The following is a 17,826-nucleotide window of genomic DNA, read 5'->3' as shown; positions in this document are numbered from 1 at the left end:
CCATTCCTACCTTCCTGGGGTTGTCGTGCGTCGAATCAGCCGAACCGGTCGAAACAGCAAAGCCTTCGAAATGCTCGCGTCTGCCGTACTCGTCTCGGCCGTGCTGGCCGGGTGCGACTCGGTCAGCGCCGAGTGCAAGAACGGGACCTGCCACCTGCTCGTCAAGGGCGACGACACGATCACCCTTGGCGGCCACAGCGTCCACATCGGACATATATCCGACCACACGGTGACGATCACCGACACCGGCGCCGAGTTCGTGCTGCGCGAGGGCGAGACGGTGAGCGTGGCCGGGAAGACCCTGCGGCTGTCCCGCATCGAGGGCGGTTCGGTGAGCCTGGACGTCGACCCGGCAGGCTGAGACCGATCGCGGCGGCGGCCCGCGTTCGCCTGGGAGACAGGCGAACGCGGGCCGTTCCGCGTCACGGCATCAGTATCACGGCATCAGTATCACGACGTCAGTGTCACGACGTCAGTGTCACGACGTCAGTGTCACGGCATCAGCGCCGGACCTTGCGCGCGAACGACTGCAACGCCAACCAGACCACGCCGGTGGTACCACCGAGCAGCACGAGCAGGAACGACCAGGTCGGCATGTGCGGCATGGCCGGGGTGAGCGCCGTGCGCAACCCCTCGCTGGAATACACCAACGGATTGACCAGCACCGCGATCTGCAACCACTGCGTACTCTGCAACGCCGCCCACGGGTAGTACACACACCCCAGCATCGTCAGCGGCACGGTGACGAGCGAGAACAGGACATTGCTCTTGCGGATGTCCAGCATCGTGCCCATCAACAGACCCAGCCCCGCCGACAACACCGACGACACGACCAGCACGACCGTCAGCAGGGGCCAGTCCGTCAGGTCGATCTGCGGCGGCTGCGCGGACTCGTGCACGAAGTACACGACCGGGAACACCACCAACGCCCCGATCAACGCCTGCACCGCGCCCGAGGAGATCTTGGCCAGCCCCAACAGCCACACCGGCGCGGGCGCGAGCAGGCGGTCCTCGATCTCGTTGTTGTAGGACAGCTCCATCATCAACGGCACGGTGACCGCCATCAGCCCGGAGATGAACATCGTGGTGGACAGCATCCCGGGCACCAGCACGGTGGCAAACGAGACGCCCGCCACCCGGCCGAAACCGTCGCCGCCGCCGATCCGCGGCATCACGTAGGCGAAGACGAACACGAAGAACAGCGGCTGCATCAGCGTCCGACTGAGGAACGTGAACATCTCCCGGCGCAGCACCCGCACGTCCCTGGCGAGCATGGCGAGGAACGTGTGGACCGGGGTGGCCTGTTTCAGGGTGGTCATTCGCGGTAGTCCCGTCCGGTCAGTGCGAGGAACACGTTCTCCAGGCTCGGTGGCACGGTCGCGGAGTCCCGGACCGTCAGCCCGACCGCCACACCCGCCAATACCAGGTCTCCCACCACGTTCTGAGCGGACCGGACGAACAACCGGATCGTCGCGCCGCGCACCTCGACCCGGTCGACGCCCGCGCGGCCGCGCACCGCGGCGGCCACCGGGTCGGCCGGGCCGTCGAAGGTGACCGAGACCAGCGTGCCCGGTCCCACCTCGTCCTTGAGCCCGGCCACCGTGCCGCAGGCCAGCAGCCGACCGTCGTCCACGACCGCGACCCGCTCGCACAACGTCTCGGCCTCCTCCATGTAGTGCGTGGTCAGCACGATGGTCTGGCCCTGCTCGTGCAGCCCGCGCAGGGTGTCCCACAGGTTGATCCGGGTCTGCGGGTCGATGGCGGCGGTCGGCTCGTCCAGGAACAGCAGGTCCGGCCGGTGCATGAGCGCGCGCCCGATCATCACCCGGCGGGCCTGGCCGCCGGACAGCTCGTACACCATGGCCTTGGCGCGGCCGCCCAGGTCGAACAGGTCGAGCAGCTCCTGCGCCCGGCGCACCGCGGCGCGGCCGGACAGGCCGAAGAAACGCCCGCGGAACTCCAGGTTCTCCCGCACGGTGAGCTGCCGGTCCAGGGTGTTGTTCTGGGACACCACGCCGATCCGCCGCTTGACCGCCACCGGCTCCGTGACCACGTCGTGGCCGACCAGCCGGGCGCTGCCGCCGGTCGGCTTGACCAGGGTGGTGAGCATGCCGATGGTGGTGGACTTGCCCGCGCCGTTCGGGCCGAGCAGCCCGAAGAACTCGCCCCTGGCCACCTCCAGGTCCAGCCCGCGCACGGCGAGGACGTCGCCGTGCGCGGACCGGTAGGTCTTGGCCAGGCCCACGGTGCGTACGGCGGCGTCGGATCCGGCGGCCGCGGCGAGCACCGCCACCGAACCCGGTCCCGGCCCGCCCTCAGCCATGCGACCGCTGCCCTAGCTCCTTGACGTCCCGGCGGATCCCGCGGCCCAGGGTGCGGCCGACGACGCCGAGCGCCACGACCATGCCCAGGGTGATGAACTTGGACGCGCCCTCGGCCTCGCTCACCGAGAGGTCCATCGAGTACACCACGGGGATCCGCACGACCGCCTCGGCGAAGAACAGCACCGCGCACAGGACGGTCATGGTGCGCACCTTGCGGCGCAGGCCCGCGTTGCGCTGCCACAGCTCGTCCCAGGCCGCCGGGTCACCGCCGGAGAGGAACCAGCGGGACACGAAGTACATCACCGGCCTGCCGATGAGCAGCGAGCCGAGGAACCCGAGGCCGATCGCGGCGCTGAACGCGGAGTCCTTGGCGATCACCAGGCGCGGGTCGCCGACCAGCAGCGAGGCGACCAGGCCCGCGGCGAAGAGCAGGAACACGAACGCGGCCAGCCCGTCGACCCGCTTGGTGCGGACCGCGCTGAACACCAGCCGGATCAGCGAGGCGGCACCGGCCGCGGACAGCGCCACCGTGTCGGAGGCGCCCTGCAGGTGCAGTGCGAAGTAGACGACGACCGGCAGTACGACGTCGGCCAGCAGGAGCGGGAGCACCTGGCGGAGCACGCCGCGGCCGCGCTGAGCGTTGCCGGTTTGGTTGATGGGCCCAGACATCACCGATCTCCGTTCTCGTCGTGATTGTCCTGCGCGGCCGCGATCTCGATCCGGCCGGTGGTGCCGTCCACGGTGACCAGCTGGCCGTCCCGCAGCTGCCTTGTGGCGTCCCCGGCGGCCACCACGGCCGGGATGCGGCATTCCCGCGCGATGATCGCCGGGTGGGACAGCAGCCCGCCCAGGTCGGTGACCAGCGCGCCGATGGTGGTGAACAGCACCGACCACTGCGCGGTGGTCAGCGGACACACCAGCACGTCGCCGGGGCGCACCTTGCCGAACTCCTGCTCGCTGAGCACGATCCGGGCCGGGCCGGTGTAGCGGCCGGGCGAGGCGCCCAGGCCGACCGGGCCGGTGTGGCCATCGGCCTGCTCCCTCTTGGTGTCGCTGGCGGCGGCGAAGCCCCACATCGCCACCTGCAACGAGTGCGCCGCCTCCGCGGGCAGCGCGCTGAGGAAGTCGTCGGCGCCGCCCTGCACCTGGAAGGCGGGCCGCTCGCCGTAGCTCGCGGGCCCCGGGTGCCGGGCGGCCCACTCGTGTTCCTCGGCGCGGCGTTTGACCGCGTCCCGGGCGTCGGCGCGGGAGTCGACCGCGTCCAGCGCCTCGCGCCAGGTCAGCAGGAACACGTCCGCGGGCTCGTCGAGCTGCCCGCGGGCGACGAGCCGCCGCCCGGTCTCCAGCAGCGCGTACCGCAGCAGGGCCCAGCCGGTGCTGGAGTGGAACACGCTGTCGTCGCGGACCGGGTAGGCGCGCTGGGCGTGCCGCACCATGCGGCGGAAGCCCTCGATGTCGCCGTCGAGCCCGGCGACCGCGCGTTCCTCCGCGCTCACCCGCTCCCCCGCGCTCGGGTCCGGCTCGATGTCCGTTCCACCGAGGACCTGGTCGCGGATCAGTCCCAACAGGAGCGCGGGCTGCTCGGCCATGGTCGGCTCGGCCAGTTCGTTGCCGAGCCCGCGATGGGCGTAGTCGCGCCGGTAGCGTTCAAAACGCTCGGCGAAATCCGGGTAGTCACTGGCGAGCGTACCGAGCACGCGTGCCGCGGACTCCATTCCATCCACTTCGGACAGCAAGGCTGTCAGGTCCTCGGAGTCCGCCACCAGGGTGGCGAGCTCGCGGATCCGGATGCCGGGTTCGCTGGTCTTCCCGGGGATGCCGGTCAGCAGCAGCAGTGTGTCCTGTGTGGTCCATCCCAGCTCGTCGCGGCAGCGCACGCCGAGATCGCCGACCAGGTAGCCGCAGGCGCCGCCCACGGTGAAATGCAGCCGCTGCGCCTTGGCCGCGGTCTGCCGCACGGTGAGCAGGTGCTCGCGCAGGGCGTCGTCGGCCAGCCCGGCCAACGGCACGTCGCGCAGCTGGTCCAGCTCGGCGGCCAGCTCGGGCTGCCACTCGGCGTACCAGCGGTCGATGGTGCGGACCGGTTCGTCGGAGCGGACCGCGGCGACGATCTCCCGGATGCGGTCGCCGAACGCGTTGCCCGAGCCGCCCTGCTCGTCCAGGCCGACGATGCGCCAGTACGGCCAGCCGCCCAGCGCGCGGGTCTCGGTGCCCGCCGCCAGGCCGTAGCGGAACAGCTCGCCCACCACCGAGTTGGTGGTCTCCACCACCGTGCTCAGGTGCATCGGCGTCATCGGCCGCAGCGCCAAGGCGTCGCGCTGCCAGTGGCCGGGCGGGACCTCCACATCGGACAGCGTGGTGATCGGCCTGGCCTGCAACAGGTGCAGCCCCGCGCCGTCGACCGCCCACTCGATGTCCTGTGGCACGCCGTCGAAATGCGCCTCCACCGCGCGGGCCAGCTCGGCCACCTCGACCACCCGCGCCGCGGTGACGGCGTCCTCGCTGCTGTGCGTGCGGCGGGCACCGTCGGTCCCGACGACCCACTCGTCCGGGGTCACCAGCCCGGAGACCAGTCGCTCGCCGAGCCCGCGCACCGCGCTGACCAGCACCTCCGTCCGGTCGCCGGTCACCACGTTGGCGGTGAAGGCGACCCCGGCCGCGGTCGCGGGCACCAGGTGCTGCACCAGTACGGCCATGCTCGGTGCCCGGTCGATGCCGTTGGCCGCCCGGTAGGACGCGACGCGCGCGGAGAACGCCGATGCCCAGCAGGCGCGCACAGCGGTGACCAGCGCGTCGATGCCGACCACGGCCAGCACGGTGGTGTACTGGCCCGCGAACGAGGAGCCCGCCAGGTCCTCGTCGACGCCGGTGGAGCGCACCGCGAGCGGGACGCCCTCGGTCCGTTCCGCGATCGTGCGCAGTGCGCCGAGGACGTCATCCGGCAGCACCACCGTCGCCACCTGGTCCTCCCGGGCCGCCGTGGTGCGCAGGCCCGCGTAGTCCAGCGTGCGGCGCAGGGCGTCCACGGTCAGCACGAAACCGTCCGGCACCGGGAAACCCGCGGCGGACAGCTCGCCCAGCGCGGCGGCCTTGCGTCCGGTCCGCGGCGCGTCGGCGAACCCGACGTCCCGCAGCTCCCTCACTAACTCCTGTTCCAGCATTCCTTCCCCCTGTGCGAGTGTGCGACCGGACTATCCGTCGACCGCCTTGCGCTTCAACGGCGTGACGTTCTCCGCCGCGGGCTCCCCGGACTCCGGTTCCGCGGGATCGGCCGCGGGCATGTGCTCGGCCTCCCAGACCAGCCGCCCGGCCTGCATGTCGGCGACGACCGTGCCGAGCCAGTCCAGCTCGGCCTGGCGCAGCACCCTGGCGTGTTCCAGCTCCAACCTGCCCAGCCGGTGCAGGTACCGCTCCACCAGGGCTATCTGCGCGTCGAGATCGGCGACCTGGCCCTGCAGCACGACGATCCGGGACTGCAGCGCGGTCTGCACCGACTCGGTGGACAGGTGGGACAGGAACGAGACGGCGGCGGTGAACACCGGGTGTTCCACCTCCGGGGTGGCCAGCAGGTCGAGCAGCCACAGCTCGAACTGCTCCCGGCCGCTGTCGGTGATCCGGAACGTGGTCCGCTCCGGCCTGCCGCCGTCCCGGGTCGTCTCGGCCTGTTCCACGTATCCGGCCCGCAGCAACCGGTCGACCGCGTGGTAGAGGCTGCGCGGCAGCCCGGTCACGAAGTCCTTGCGGCGCTCCCTGATCAGGCGCTGCATCTCGTACGGGTGCTGGGGCTGCTCCATCAGCATGGCCAGCACCGCCAACGCGACGACGTCCCGGTTGCCGATCCGCTGTCTGGCCATCCGACCCAACTTTCTTCCTGGAAGGTATTGCGCGGCGCATCACGCACTTTGCACTATAGCGGGGTTCAGTATGCGCGGACAACCGGGCGGGGCCGACCGCTCGGGACCGGGTCGAAACGGGGTCGAGTCCGCGCCAACCGGGGCGGCTTAGGTTCACGCGATCCCACGCGGCCGATAGCCGCGAAGACCCCGGTGAGGTGCCGATGAACCGCAACACCCGAAGAACTTTCCTGTTCGCCACGCTGGCCGCGGGCGCCGCGCTGACCCCGGCGGGGCGCGCCGTCGCCGCCGCCGCGACGACCACGCTGACCACGCCGACCACCACGCCGACCATCGAGGGCAGCCTCAACCTGCGCGACATCGGCGGCCTGGCGGCCACCCCGCCCTACACCGTGCGCCACGGCATCGTCTACCGGTCGGGCACGCTGTCGCTGCTCACCGACACCGGTGTCGGACAGCTGGCCACGCTGGGCCTGGCCCAGGTGGTCGACTTCCGCACCGCGGCCGAGATCGCCGTGCAGGGCGCCGACCGGCTGCCGCCGGGCGTGGTCCGGGTCTCCGCGCCGATCGGCGATCCCCCCGGACAGGCCCAGCACCAGGCGCTCGGCGTGCCCGACCCGAAGCAGATCGCCCTCTACCAGGGCTATGTGAGCAATCCCGCCTGGCGGGCGAGTTTCGCGGACACCTTGCACCGGCTGCTCCCCGACTCCCAGCGGCCATTGCTCTACCACGACAGCGCGGGCGCGCACCGGGCCGGTTGGCTGACCGCGATCCTGCTGACCCTGCTCGGCGTGCCCAGGGCCCAGGTGGACACCGAGTACCTGGCGTCCAACGACGCGCTCGGCGGCGTCTACGCCTACACCGAGTACCTGGACGCCGCGTTCGCGCAGGCGGGGCAGGACTTCGGCTCGTTCCACGGCTTCCTCAGCGTGGGACTGGGCATGTCGCCCGCCCAGCTCGCCCGCCTGCACAACCTGCTGCTGGTGTGACCACGGTCGGTGCGGCCGCGCGGTGGCCGGGACTCCCCGGCCGCCGCTCAGCCCGGCAGCAGGCCGACCACCTCGGCGGGCGTGGGCTGCCGTTCGATCTCCCGACGCAGCGCGTCGGCCGCCGACCGGTGCGCGGCGGAGTCGAGCAGGGCGAGCAGGTCCGACCGGATGCGTTCCGGGGTGGCCACATCCTGCTCCAGATACTCTCCCGCGCCGGTGGCGGCCAGCCGTTCCGCGTTGAGGAACTGGTCGGCGATGGTGGGCAGGACCAGCTGCGGCACCCCGGCCGCGGCGGCGGTCAGCGTGGTGCCCGATCCTCCCTTGTGGACGATCGCGGCGCAGCCGGGCAGCAGCAGCCGCAACGGCAGCGACTCCACGACCCGCACCTGTGGCGGCAACGGGCCGAGGCTGTCGCGCTGACCGGCGGCCAGCGCCACCACGATCTCGGCGTCCACCTCGCGCACCGCCTCGATCACCTCCGGCGCGGTCACCACGCTGCCGGTCAGCTTCGCCAGCGTGGTGCCGAAGGTGAGGCACACCCGGGGCCGTCCCACCGGCTCCCGCAACCAGTCCGGGACGACGGCGGGACCGTTGTAGGGCACGTACCGCATCGGTTGCCGGTGCGGCACACCGGGGATCTGCATGCTCGCCGGGCAGGGGTCGACGGTAAGCACCTCGAACGGCCGCACCGCGCCGAGACCGTGCCGCCGCCACAACGGGGCGAGCAGGTCGTACTCCCGTTCCCGGTGCGGGTAGGTGTAGTCGGTGCCCCACAGGTGGCGCACCGCCGGGATGCCCAGCGCCTGCGCGATCAGCGGGCCGACGTAGACGGCGGGCTCGAACACGACGACGTCCGGCCGCCAGGCGCGGGCGATATCCAGCGCGTCGGCGGCCATCGCCTCGGTGATCGCGGTGAACCAGGTGATCGCCTGCCCGGCCCGCAGCTCCCGGCTCTCCCGCCAGGTCGACATGGTGGAACGGGTCCCGGGACCGACGTCCACGTCCTTGCCGACCATGGCCCGCAGGTCCACATCCCGGCCCGCCACCACGGCGGGCAGCCCGGAGGCGCGGACCTGGTCGACCAGCGCGGGCTGGGTGAGCACCCGCACCTCGTGCCCGGCGGCGCGGGCGGCCCAGCCCAGCGGCACCATCGGGAAGTAGTGCGATGACCAGGCGAGCGTGGTGAACAGCATGCGCACGGCGGCCCCCTCAGCCCGTCAGCGCGGGCGAGCCCGCCAGGTCGGCGAGCACGTCCACGACCTCGATGGGCGAGGGCTGGGCGAGGATGTCCGCGCGCAGCTCCCCGGCGGCGGCCCGGAACGGCGAGTCGCCCAGCATCGCCAGCACCTGCTCCCTGATCCGTTCCTCGGTCGCGTCCTCCTCCAGGACGCTGGCGCCCGCGCCCGAGTTGACCAGGCATCTGGCGTGGAAAGCGTGGTCGGGCAGCTGCGGGACCACCAGCATGGGCACGCCGTTGAGCAGCGCGGTGAGGATGGTCCCGCCGCCGCCCTGGCTGATCATCAGGTCGCAGGTGGGCAGCAGCATGTGGAACGGCAGCGACTCGACCACCCGCACGCCCGGCGGCAGGTCGCCGATCAGCTCCCGGTGCGCGGGCGCGATGGCCAGCACGACCTCCACGTCCAGGTCGGCGATCGCGCGCGCCACCCGGGGCGCCAGGAACACGTCCTGGCCGAACCCGCCGAGCACGGTCCCCCAGCTGACGCAGACCCGGGGCCTGGTCGGCGGTTCGTCGAGCAGCCACCTGGGCAGCACTCCCGGCCCGTTGTAGGGCACGTACCGCATCCCCTGGCGCCGGTAGTCGGTGGCGATCTGCAGCCGGGGCGGGCACGGGTCCACGGTCATCGCGCCGAGGGTGCGCACCCCGGCCAGGCCGAGCCGCTCGCACAGCGGCCGCAGCGCCTCGCCCGCGAACTCGTCGAACCGGTACATCAGGTCCGGCCCCCACAGGTTGCGCACCGCGGGCACCCCGACCAACGCGGCCACCAGCGGACCGGCGTAGCTGGTCGGGTCGAACACCACCAGGTCCGGCCGCCACCAGCGGGCGAACTCCAGCAGGTCGTCGACCATGACGTCGGCCATGGCGCCGAACACCTCGTGCGCCCGCGCGGTCTTGCCGCGGTGCCGCTCCCGCCAGTCCGGCGCGGCCCGCACGATGGGCAGCTCGCCGACCTTCTCCTTGACCAGACCGGGATAGTCGACGTCGGGGCCGACGGACACCGCAGTCAGTCCGGACCCGGTGATCACCGGCGCGAGCGCGGGCTGGCTGGCCACCCGCACCTCGTGGCCCGCGGCCTGCAGCGCCCAGCCCAGCGGCACCTGCGGGAAGTAGTGGGTGGCACCGGACCAGGACGTGAACAGTACTCGCATATCGGGGCTGCCCTTCCGCGCGGCGGGTGACTCGGCGGCCCACCGTGCCCGCCGGTGGTCCAGGTCGCCTCGAATCCCGGTTGCTCGCCCTCCCACCGCGGCGGTCGAGCATTCGGCCCGGGTTGCCGTCGGCTGGAGGGAGCGGGTCGGACATGCGGGTGCTGTTCACGAGCTGGGCATGGGGCTCGCACTACTTCCCGATGGTGCCGCTGGGCTGGGCGCTGCGGGCGGCCGGGCACGAGGTGCGGGTGGCGGGGCCGCCCGGGTTCGCGCCGGTGATCACCCAGTCGGCGCTGACCGCCGTCGCGGTGGGGCGGGACCTGGACTTCGCCGCGCTGCTGCGGGAGAAGCTGGGCGATCTGCCGGTGGTGTCGAAGAAGTCGCCCGCCTGGCGGAACGGCGCCGCCGAGCCCTCGGGCCGGGCGGCGGAGATGGCGTTGCGCGGGCTGGCCCCGTTCGTCGCGATGGCCGAGAACATGATCGACGACCTGCTGGACTTCGGCACCGCGTGGCGGCCGGACCTGGTCGTGCACGAGCCGACCACGTACGCGGGCCCGTTGCTGGCCGCGGCGCTGGGTGTGCCCTCGGTCCGGCACCTGTGGGGCCCGGACTACACCTACGCCGTCCGCGAGCTGGAGTCGCGGGCGATCGCCCCGCTGGGCGAGCGGCTCGGCCTCGGACCGGTCGACACGATGGGCACGGTCACCGTGGACCCGTGCCCGCCCGGGGTGCAGGTGACGACCGACTACCACAGGCAGGGCGTGCGGTACGTGCCGTACAACGGGCCGGGGGTCATGCCGAGGTGGCTGCTCGACCCGCCCGCGCGTCGGCGGGTCTGCGTCACCTGGGGCACCTCGATCCCCAGCTTCGGCGAGAACATGTTCCTGGCGCCCAAGGTGATCGAGGCCATCGCGGACCTGGACGCGGAGACCATCGTCGCCGTGTCGGCGGCACACCGCGAGCTGCTCGGCGCGGTGCCCCAGCACGTCCGCGTGGTGGAGTCGCTGCCACTGCACCTGCTGCTGCCCACCTGCGACCTGGTGATCGCCCAGGGCGGCGCGGGCACCACGATGACCGCGCTCGCCTCCGGGGTGCCGCTGCTGGTCGTGGCGCACCTGCCGGACCAGGTGTTCAACGCGCGGCAGCTGGCGGACGCGGGCGCCGGTGTGGTGCTGCTGCGCGACGACGCGACCGTGCCGGTGATCGCCGAGCAGGCGCGGCGGATGCTGGCCGACCCGTCGTACCGGCAGGTGGCGGCGGGGCTGCGGCGGGAGATCCTGGACCAGCCCACGCCAGCGCGGGTCGCGGCGGGGTTGGCGGAGCTGGTCGAGGACGGGACGCCGGTCCGGTGAGCGGCCTGCGCGTGTTGTTCACGACCCAGCCTGCGGGTGGGCACCTGCGGCCGTTGGTGCCGCTCGCCGCCGCGTTGCGCGGGCGCGGGCACGAGGTGGCCGTGTGCGCGGCGGAGACGCTCGCGGCGGACGTCGCGGCCTATGGGCTGGACCATGTCCCCGGGGGCTACGACTGGTCGCGGGAGATCTGGCAGCTGCTGCCGAAGGACTTCCCGCGGCTGCCGCCGGAGGAGGCCCGCGCGGCCACCGAGGCGCTCGCGCCGCGGATCGTGACCGAGGTGTTCGCCGGGCCGGTCGCCCTCGCGCTGGCCAGGGATGTGCTGCGGCTGGCCGGGTCCTGGCGGCCGGACCTGGTGGTGCGGGAGGTCGGGGAGTTCGGCGGGTACCTGGCGGCGGAGGCGTTGGGCGTGCCGCACGTGTCGGTCGCCTCCGGCAGCGAGATGGACCTGCTCGTGGGCGAACGGCTGGGGCCGCGGCTGGCCGACCACCGTGTCGCGTTAGGACTGTCCGCCGACGTTCGGGGGGAGTCGCTCTACCGGCACCTGCACGTGAGCTTCCTGCCGCCCGCGTACGGGGACTCCGAGCTGGTGCTGCCGAATACCCGCTGCTACCGGCACGAGCACTCGGCGCACCGGGGCGAACGCCTGCCCGAGTGGCTCGCCGAGGCCGATCCCGCGCGTCCGTTCGTGTACGCGGCGCTGGGCACCTCGACCGGCCGGTTGCCGGTGGCCGAGCGGCTGACCTCGACGATACTGGAGGTCGTCGGCGCGCTGGATTGCACCGCGATGGTCGTCGTCGGCGAGGATCCGGAGCGCTTCGGGCCGCAGCAGGCGCACGTGCACGCGGTCGCCCGTTCGCCGCAGGCGCTCGTGCTGGAGAGCGCCGACCTGTTCGTGACGCACGCCGGGTTCAACGGGATGAAGGAGGCGCTGCGCTGCGGCGTGCCGATGGTGGCGGTGCCGCTGACCGCCGACCAGCCCCGGATCGCGGCGCGGTGCGCGGAGCTGGGGGTGGCGCGGCTGCTGCCGCCGTCGTCGGTCACGGCCGGGTCGCTGCGCGCGGCCTGCGTCGAGGTGCTCGACGACCCGCGCTACCGCGCGCGGGGCAGGGCGCTGCGGCGGCACATGCTCGCCCTGCCCTCGGTCGACGACCTCGCCGACGACCTGGCGGCCCTGGTCAGCTGAGCCCGGCGAGCGCGTCGGCGAGCAGGTCGAGCTGGGCCGGGTCATCGGCGCAGGGGAAGAACAGCAGTTCGTCGCACCCGGCCCGGCGATAGCCTGCCACGCATTCCCGTACGCCCTGTTCACCGGTGACGGCCTTGCGGGCCATGACTTCCCGGTGCGGTCCGAGAAAGGCGTAGTAGTCGAGCAGGTAGCGGTTCGCCAGTTCGGTGGCGCGTTCGCCGAGGGCGTAGAAAACCAGCGCTTTGGTCGGTTGTGTACTCGTGTGCCCGTGTTCGGACCAGAACGCGCGCATCCTGGCCAGCGCGCGGCCGTATTGGTCGGCCGAACCGGCGCCCGCGATCCAGCCGAAGCCGTGCCGCGCGGCCCGGCGCAGGGCGGCATCGGAGTTCCCGCCGATCATCAGCGCGGGCCCGCCGTCGGCCGGGTCGGGCCCCACCTCGTCCCCGGCCCAGAGCTCGCGCAGCCGCCCGATCATCGCGTCCAGCCGGGCTCCCCGGTCGGCGTAGGGGACGCCGTTGAGGTCGTAGTCGTCCCGGCGCAGACCGGCCGACAGGCCGAGCGTGAGCCTGCCCCCGGCCAGCCGCTCGACCGAGGCCGCCTGCTTGGCCAGCACCGCGACGTCCGCGCGGTACGGGGCGATCAGCACGCTCGCGGCCAGCCCGATCCGCTCGGTCACCGCGGCCGCGGCGGCCAGGGCCACGAGCGGCTCCAGGTTGGCGTAGGCCAACCGGTCCAGCACGGCCAGGGTGGCGAAGCCGCGTTCCTCCGCCCGAACGGCCCACGCAGGCAAACCCCTGGCCGAAAACCCCGGCACCGCCGCGGGCAACCCGATACCGATTCGCATACCGCCCCCTTGCTGGTCGACGCGGCCGTGGCCGCGGGAATCGACCATCCCCTTTCCGGATCCACCCGCGCTCGACGCATAGTGGAATGCACTCGCCCGCCGCAGCGGTGTAGCATTCGATAACTTGCGAACCACGCGTCGCGCCGCGTTTGCGAGTCGCCACTAGGCCGATAGAGGGATAAGACAAACTGGGGGGAATAATGATCCGGGGGCACGTTCCGGGGTAGCCACATTCGCATGTGGACTTGATCCGCGCCGCCCGCGCACGCCACGCAGGCGGCCGGGGATCCGCGCGATACCCGACCATGACACGTGTCCGCAACATCATTCCGCCCGCTGACGAGTCACTGGGGGACTGGGAAGTGGGTATACGTTTCCGATTGCTCGGCCCGATTCAGGTGCTCGACGGGGAAAACGACATCACGCCGAAAGCGGACAAACAACGCGTCGTCCTGACAATGCTCGCGTTGTACCGGGGTCGGGTGGTGCGAACCGAGGAGCTGATCGACGAGCTGTGGGGGAACAATCCCCCGCGCAGCGCGCTGGCCACGCTGCAGACCTACGTGTACAAGATCCGCAGGCTGCTGCCCGGCCCCGGCCCCGGCGCCGACCTGCTGGACACGCTGCCGCGCGGCTACCGCGCCTCGATCGCGGCCGAGGACCTGGACGTCGCCCAGTTCGAACGGCTCGCCATGGCGGGCGAGACGGCGCTGCGCGGCGGCCAGGTCGAGCAGGCCGCCACGCTGTGCGCGCAGGCGCTGCGGCTGTGGCGCGGACCCGCGCTCAGCGACCTGTCCACCGGCGCCACCCTGTCCGCGCACGCGATGCGGCTGGCCGAGCGCAAGCTGCGCACGCTGGAGGTGCGGATCGAGGCGGACCTGCGGCTGGACCGGCACCGCGAGCTGATCAGCGAGCTCAAGGAGCTGACCATCGGCCACCCGCTGCACGAGGAGTTCCACGGCGACCTGATGCTGGCCCTGCACCGGTCCAATCGGCAGCTGGAGGCGCTGGCGGTCTTCCAGCGGCTGCGCGAGGCGATGATCGAGCAGGCAGGCCTGGAGCCGTCGGTGTCGCTGCAGGAGCTGCACGGCACGATCCTGGCCGCGGGCGGCGCCCCCGCCGTCGGCGTGCCCGCGAGCGCCCTCGTCGGCGCGCGCGAGCCGGTCGTGGCGACCCCGATCACGCCCGCCCAGCTGCCGCCGGACACCGCCGACTACGTGGTACCCGACGACCTGGTGCGGCAGGCGACGCAGTGGCTGCGGCCGCGCACCGGCCCGCCGTCCGCGCTGCGGGTGCTGACCGTGAACGGCATGCCCGGCGTGGGCAAGACCGCGTTCGCGGTGCACCTGGCGCACCGGCTGCGCGAGCACTTCCCCGACGGCCAGTTCTTCGCCGACCTGCGCGGCACCGACGACAACCCCGCGGAACCGGCCGACATCCTGGCCCGGTTCCTGCGCGCGGTGCAGCTGACCCACCAGGTGACCGCCGCCGACCTGGCCGAGCGGGCGACCGCGTTCCGCAGCTGGAGCTCCGGGCGGCGGGTGCTGGTCGTGCTCGACGACGCCCGCTCCTACGAGCAGGTGCGGCCGCTGCTGCCGGGCGACGCGCGCTGCGCGGTGATCGTCACCAGCTCGGCCGCGCCGCCGACCCAGCCGGGCGCGCACTCGCTGCGGCTGGCCCCGATGTGCCCGACCCGCGCGCTGACCCTACTGGCGGGCATCGTCGGCACCGGCAGGGTGACCCGCGAACGGGCGGACGCCGAGCGGCTGCTGGCCCGCTTCGGCCACCTGCCGCTGGCGATCCGCTGTCTCGGCGCCCGGCTGCTGGCCACCGGGGTGCCGATCTGGCAGCTGCGCGACCAGGTCGAGGCCGCCGCCCGCCCGCTGGACCACCTGCGCTTCGGCGACATCAACCTGCGGGCCCGGCTGGACGCCAGCTACCGGCTGCTGCCGCCGCAGCAGCGCGCGGCCTTCCACGGCCTGGCCGACGCGGTGCCCGGCGTCGGCACCACCCCGGCCGAGCTGCGCACCGGCGCCAAGACGCTGGACGCCCTGGTGGCGCGCAACCTCGCCGACATCGTGCCCGCGCAGGACTGCACCGAGTCCCGGTACGGGCTGCACCCGGTGCTCGCCGACTACGCGCGTGAACGCGTCCGGTCGGTGCTACCAGGCTGACGGCTCCCGCTCGCGCAGCAGGACGCCGTTCGGGCCGTCGTCGGGGAGCAGCACGGCGGCGGCCACGTCCCCGGCGGCGTCGGCGGCCGAGCGCGGCGCGTCGGGCATCATCCGGGTGCGCACCCGGCCGGGGTTGACCGCGTTCACCAGCACGCCGGTGCCCGCCAGCCGTGCGGCGAGCATCGCGGTCAGCCCGTTGAGCGCGGCCTTCGACACGGAATAGCCGGGGGTGCGGGGGAACAGGCCGTTGGCGAACGTGCCGGTGCCGCTGGAGACCATGACGACCCGGCCCCAGCCCGCCGCCACCATCCCGGGCACGAACGCCTGGGTCACCTGCCAGGCGCCGAGCAGGTTCACCGCCAGGGTCGCGCGCACCGAGTCCAGGGGCACCGCCAACGGGTCGCCGCCTGCGTCCAGCAGGACGCCCGCGTTGTTCACCAGGGCGTCGACGTGGCCGATGGCGTCCTTGACGCGCAGCACGCCGTCGGGATCGGTGACGTCGAGCGGCAGGCCCACCGCGTCCGGCCCGAGCTCGGCCGCGACCGCGCGCGCCCGGTCACCGTCGCGCGCGGTCACCACCACGCGCAGGCCGTCGGCCCGCAGCCGGGCGGCGACGGCCCGGCCGAGACCGCGGTTGGCCCCGGTCACCAGTACAGTGCGTGTCATCGCTCGATCGTGCCCGGCGGGACTCGAAAACCGTTGGAGGACAACGGGTCGAGCGGATTTCGAGCCGGGGTGGCGATGCTTGGCGGCATGCGCGTGCTGTTCACCACCTGGGCGTGGCCCTCACACCTGTACCCGATGGTGCCGCTGGCGTGGGCGCTGCGGTCGGCGGGACACGAGGTGCGGGTCGCGAGCCAGCCCGGCCTGATGCCGACGGTGTCGGGCGCGGGTCTGCCCGGCGTGCCGGTCGGTACCGACGTGGACACCGCGGCGTTGGTGCGGGAGTACCTGTTGCCTGCCGACCGGGTGACGGCGGGCAGGCCCGCCGGGAAGCCGGACGGGGTGCCGCGGGTGCTGCGGATGCTGGCGGCCCACGCGGAGTCGATGCTGCCCGACCTGCTGGCGTTCGTCCGGGAGTGGCGGCCGGACCTGGTGGTGTACGACCCGACGAACCTGGCGGGCCCGGTCGCGGCCGCGGCGATCGGGGTGCCGGGGGTACGGCACCTGTTCGGCGTGGACCTGCTGCGGCCCGCGCTCGGGATGGTGCGAGACCTGCTGGCGCCGGTGGCCGAGCGGCACGGGGTCGAGCCGCCCGAGCTGTCCGACGCGGTGGTCATTGATCCGACGCCGTCGGGTTTCCAGCCCGTCACCGCCGGGTCGGTGCTGCGGGTGCGGTACGTGCCGTTCAACGGGCCCGGTCCGGTGCCACCGTCGGTTGTGGACACCGGTCGGCCGCGGGTGCTCGTCACCTGGGGGCACACCATCGCGAAGGTCGACCCCGGGCGGTTCCCGGTCGCGTCGATCGCCCGACGGCTCGCGGACGATGTCGACGTCCGGGTGGTGGCGTCGAGCGGTCAACGCGCACTGCTCGGCGGGCTGCCGGTAGTGGCCGATGTCCCGCTGCACCTGGCGCTGCCGGGAGCCGATGCCCTGATCCACCACGGCGGGGCAGGGAGCGGATTGACCGCGTTGAGCCTCGGAGTGCCCTCGCTGGTCGTGCCCCAGTTACCCGACCACGCCGGGTTCGCCTGCCGCCTGGCCGCGAGTGGGGCGGCGCGGGTGCTGAGCGCCGAGCAGGCGGCCACCGGGATGTTGTCCCGGGAGTTGCACGAGATCCTGGACGGTTCCGCGGAACGGGACGCGGCCCGTCGGCTGCGTGCGGAGATGGACGAACTGCCCCCACCGAGCGCGCTGGTCCCCCGGTTGACCGCGCTCGCCACCTGATCGGAGGAGCCATGCCGCTCGCGGCCATCAGCTACGACATCCGGCCCGGCCACGACCGGGAGATCGCGGAGATCTTCGCGGGCTTCCGGCGGGTGGGCGCGGCCGAGGTCCCGGGAGCGCCCGGGACCCGGCTGCGGTCCACCACGCTGTTCCAGCGCGGGGCCGTGATGGTGCGGGTCATCGAGTACGACGGCGACCTGGACGCGATCGCCCGGTACATCGCGGGACAGCCGGGGGTGCAGGAGGCCGAACGCAGGCTCGCGCCCTACCTCGCCGTACCGCGGGACACCGGGACCGTGGCGGGTTTCGTCGAGACGTTCCGCCGCAGCCTGCTGCCCGCCATCTCCCGACTGACCGCCGGGGACTGACGCCCGGCGCCGGTCAGGCCGCGAGCGCGCAGGTCAGGAAGGCGAGTATCGCGAGCACGGTGCGCAGCAGGTGCCAGCGGCGCCAACTCGGGCGCGGGTCGCGCCAGTCCGGGGGCAGGGCGGTCTCGTCGACCGCCTTGACCCTGCGGTTGATCGGCACGTTGCACAGGTGGGACACGGCGGACACGCCCAAGGAGAGCACCGCAGCGATGACGAACAGGACGCGGTGTTCCGGTACCAGGGCGGCCAAGGCGGTATCGGCGGCCACGGTGCCCAGGACGACCAGCGGCATGGTCGGATCGAAGTTTCGGCCCAGCAGCCGGTGCGCGTACACGTAACGCTCCGGGGGCATCGCGAACAATGCGGGCAGCACGCTCAGTGCGACCGCGAACAGCACACCCGCGGCGATCCCGCTGCCCAGCAGCGCCAGGACGCGCAGCACCACGACGGTCATCTCGTGTC

General features: G+C 72.9%; 17 protein-coding genes. 7 read left to right on the top strand and 10 right to left on the bottom strand.

What is annotated here, in order from left to right:
- Positions 1 to 70: 70 nt before the first annotated feature.
- Entirely contained in the window at positions 71 to 361 is a 291-nt protein-coding gene (locus tag C503_RS0108105) for a hypothetical protein (protein WP_018681687.1), read from the top strand.
- 139 nt (positions 362 to 500) lie between these two features.
- Here C503_RS0108105 and C503_RS0108100 read toward each other — a convergent pair whose 3' ends face one another.
- Genes C503_RS0108100 through C503_RS38565 form a run of 5 tightly spaced genes read right to left on the bottom strand, consistent with a single transcriptional unit; the run spans position 501 to position 6,178 of the window.
- The gene (locus C503_RS0108100) at positions 501 to 1,319 is read right to left on the bottom strand and encodes an ABC transporter permease (protein WP_018681686.1); all 819 of its coding nucleotides are present in this window, start codon (positions 1,317 to 1,319) and stop codon (positions 501 to 503) included.
- Positions 1,316 to 2,323, bottom strand: a complete 1,008-nt coding sequence (locus C503_RS0108095) for an ABC transporter ATP-binding protein (RefSeq protein ID WP_018681685.1) — start codon at positions 2,321 to 2,323, stop codon at positions 1,316 to 1,318. The genes C503_RS0108100 and C503_RS0108095 overlap by 4 nt, the downstream gene beginning before the upstream one ends.
- Positions 2,316 to 2,993, bottom strand: coding sequence for a VC0807 family protein (locus C503_RS38575; RefSeq protein WP_018681684.1), 678 nt, complete (start codon positions 2,991 to 2,993; stop codon positions 2,316 to 2,318). Before C503_RS38575 ends, C503_RS0108095 begins: the two co-directional genes overlap by 8 nt.
- Positions 2,993 to 5,467 (bottom strand): PEP/pyruvate-binding domain-containing protein, encoded by a 2,475-nt coding sequence (locus C503_RS38570; RefSeq protein WP_169514513.1) that lies wholly within the window; start codon positions 5,465 to 5,467, stop codon positions 2,993 to 2,995. The genes C503_RS38575 and C503_RS38570 overlap by 1 nt, the downstream gene beginning before the upstream one ends.
- Positions 5,468 to 5,515: 48 nt before the next feature.
- On the bottom strand, positions 5,516 to 6,178 hold the full coding sequence (locus C503_RS38565) for a PadR family transcriptional regulator (RefSeq protein ID WP_018681682.1): 663 nt from the start codon (positions 6,176 to 6,178) through the stop codon (positions 5,516 to 5,518).
- A 203-nt stretch (positions 6,179 to 6,381) separates the two neighbouring features.
- Here C503_RS38565 and C503_RS38560 point away from each other — a divergent pair, with 203 nt between their 5' ends.
- Positions 6,382 to 7,167, top strand: a complete 786-nt coding sequence (locus C503_RS38560; protein WP_018681681.1) for a tyrosine-protein phosphatase — start codon at positions 6,382 to 6,384, stop codon at positions 7,165 to 7,167.
- Between the two features lie 47 nt (positions 7,168 to 7,214).
- Here the strand turns inward: C503_RS38560 and C503_RS0108070 are convergent, their stop codons facing one another.
- Positions 7,215 to 8,360 (bottom strand): nucleotide disphospho-sugar-binding domain-containing protein, encoded by a 1,146-nt coding sequence (locus C503_RS0108070; protein ID WP_245572430.1) that lies wholly within the window; start codon positions 8,358 to 8,360, stop codon positions 7,215 to 7,217.
- Between the two features lie 16 nt (positions 8,361 to 8,376).
- Positions 8,377 to 9,555, bottom strand: coding sequence for a nucleotide disphospho-sugar-binding domain-containing protein (locus C503_RS0108065; protein ID WP_018681679.1), 1,179 nt, complete (start codon positions 9,553 to 9,555; stop codon positions 8,377 to 8,379).
- Between the two features lie 152 nt (positions 9,556 to 9,707).
- Here C503_RS0108065 and C503_RS0108060 point away from each other — a divergent pair, with 152 nt between their 5' ends.
- Together C503_RS0108060 and C503_RS0108055 are read left to right on the top strand one after the other, a co-directional pair.
- Positions 9,708 to 10,907, top strand: a complete 1,200-nt coding sequence (locus C503_RS0108060) for a nucleotide disphospho-sugar-binding domain-containing protein (RefSeq protein ID WP_018681678.1) — start codon at positions 9,708 to 9,710, stop codon at positions 10,905 to 10,907.
- The gene (locus C503_RS0108055; RefSeq protein WP_018681677.1) at positions 10,904 to 12,091 is read left to right on the top strand and encodes a glycosyltransferase; all 1,188 of its coding nucleotides are present in this window, start codon (positions 10,904 to 10,906) and stop codon (positions 12,089 to 12,091) included. Before C503_RS0108060 ends, C503_RS0108055 begins: the two co-directional genes overlap by 4 nt.
- Here C503_RS0108055 and C503_RS0108050 read toward each other — a convergent pair.
- Positions 12,084 to 12,935, bottom strand: coding sequence for an LLM class flavin-dependent oxidoreductase (locus C503_RS0108050; protein ID WP_026316086.1), 852 nt, complete (start codon positions 12,933 to 12,935; stop codon positions 12,084 to 12,086). The two genes, C503_RS0108055 and C503_RS0108050, sit on opposite strands and share 8 nt — an antisense overlap.
- Positions 12,936 to 13,297: 362 nt before the next feature.
- Between C503_RS0108050 and C503_RS38555 the strand changes: the two genes are divergently transcribed.
- On the top strand, positions 13,298 to 15,109 hold the full coding sequence (locus C503_RS38555) for an AfsR/SARP family transcriptional regulator (protein ID WP_169514512.1): 1,812 nt from the start codon (positions 13,298 to 13,300) through the stop codon (positions 15,107 to 15,109).
- On the opposite strand, the gene C503_RS0108040 is transcribed toward C503_RS38555, so the two are convergent.
- The gene (locus tag C503_RS0108040) at positions 15,098 to 15,775 is read right to left on the bottom strand and encodes an SDR family NAD(P)-dependent oxidoreductase (RefSeq protein ID WP_018681674.1); all 678 of its coding nucleotides are present in this window, start codon (positions 15,773 to 15,775) and stop codon (positions 15,098 to 15,100) included. The genes C503_RS38555 and C503_RS0108040 overlap by 12 nt on opposite strands.
- An 87-nt stretch (positions 15,776 to 15,862) precedes the next feature.
- On the opposite strand from C503_RS0108040, the gene C503_RS48450 reads away from it, so the two are divergent.
- Both C503_RS48450 and C503_RS0108030 read left to right on the top strand, forming a co-directional pair.
- The gene (locus tag C503_RS48450; protein ID WP_026316085.1) at positions 15,863 to 16,996 is read left to right on the top strand and encodes a nucleotide disphospho-sugar-binding domain-containing protein; all 1,134 of its coding nucleotides are present in this window, start codon (positions 15,863 to 15,865) and stop codon (positions 16,994 to 16,996) included.
- Positions 16,997 to 17,007: 11 nt separating this feature from the next.
- Positions 17,008 to 17,364, top strand: a complete 357-nt coding sequence (locus C503_RS0108030) for a SchA/CurD-like domain-containing protein (protein ID WP_018681672.1) — start codon at positions 17,008 to 17,010, stop codon at positions 17,362 to 17,364.
- Positions 17,365 to 17,377: 13 nt separating this feature from the next.
- On the opposite strand, the gene C503_RS0108025 is transcribed toward C503_RS0108030, so the two are convergent.
- Positions 17,378 to 17,818: an anthrone oxygenase family protein gene (locus C503_RS0108025; protein ID WP_018681671.1), complete on the bottom strand. Its 441-nt coding sequence runs from the start codon at positions 17,816 to 17,818 to the stop codon at positions 17,378 to 17,380.
- Between the last annotated feature and the right edge of the window lie 8 nt (positions 17,819 to 17,826).

Origin of the sequence: Actinokineospora enzanensis DSM 44649, assembly GCF_000374445.1 — a bacterium.
Taxonomy (GTDB): Bacteria; Actinomycetota; Actinomycetes; order Mycobacteriales; family Pseudonocardiaceae; genus Actinokineospora; species Actinokineospora enzanensis.
Note: the sequence above shows the minus strand (reverse complement) of the source record. Positions and strands in the feature narration are given on the sequence as shown.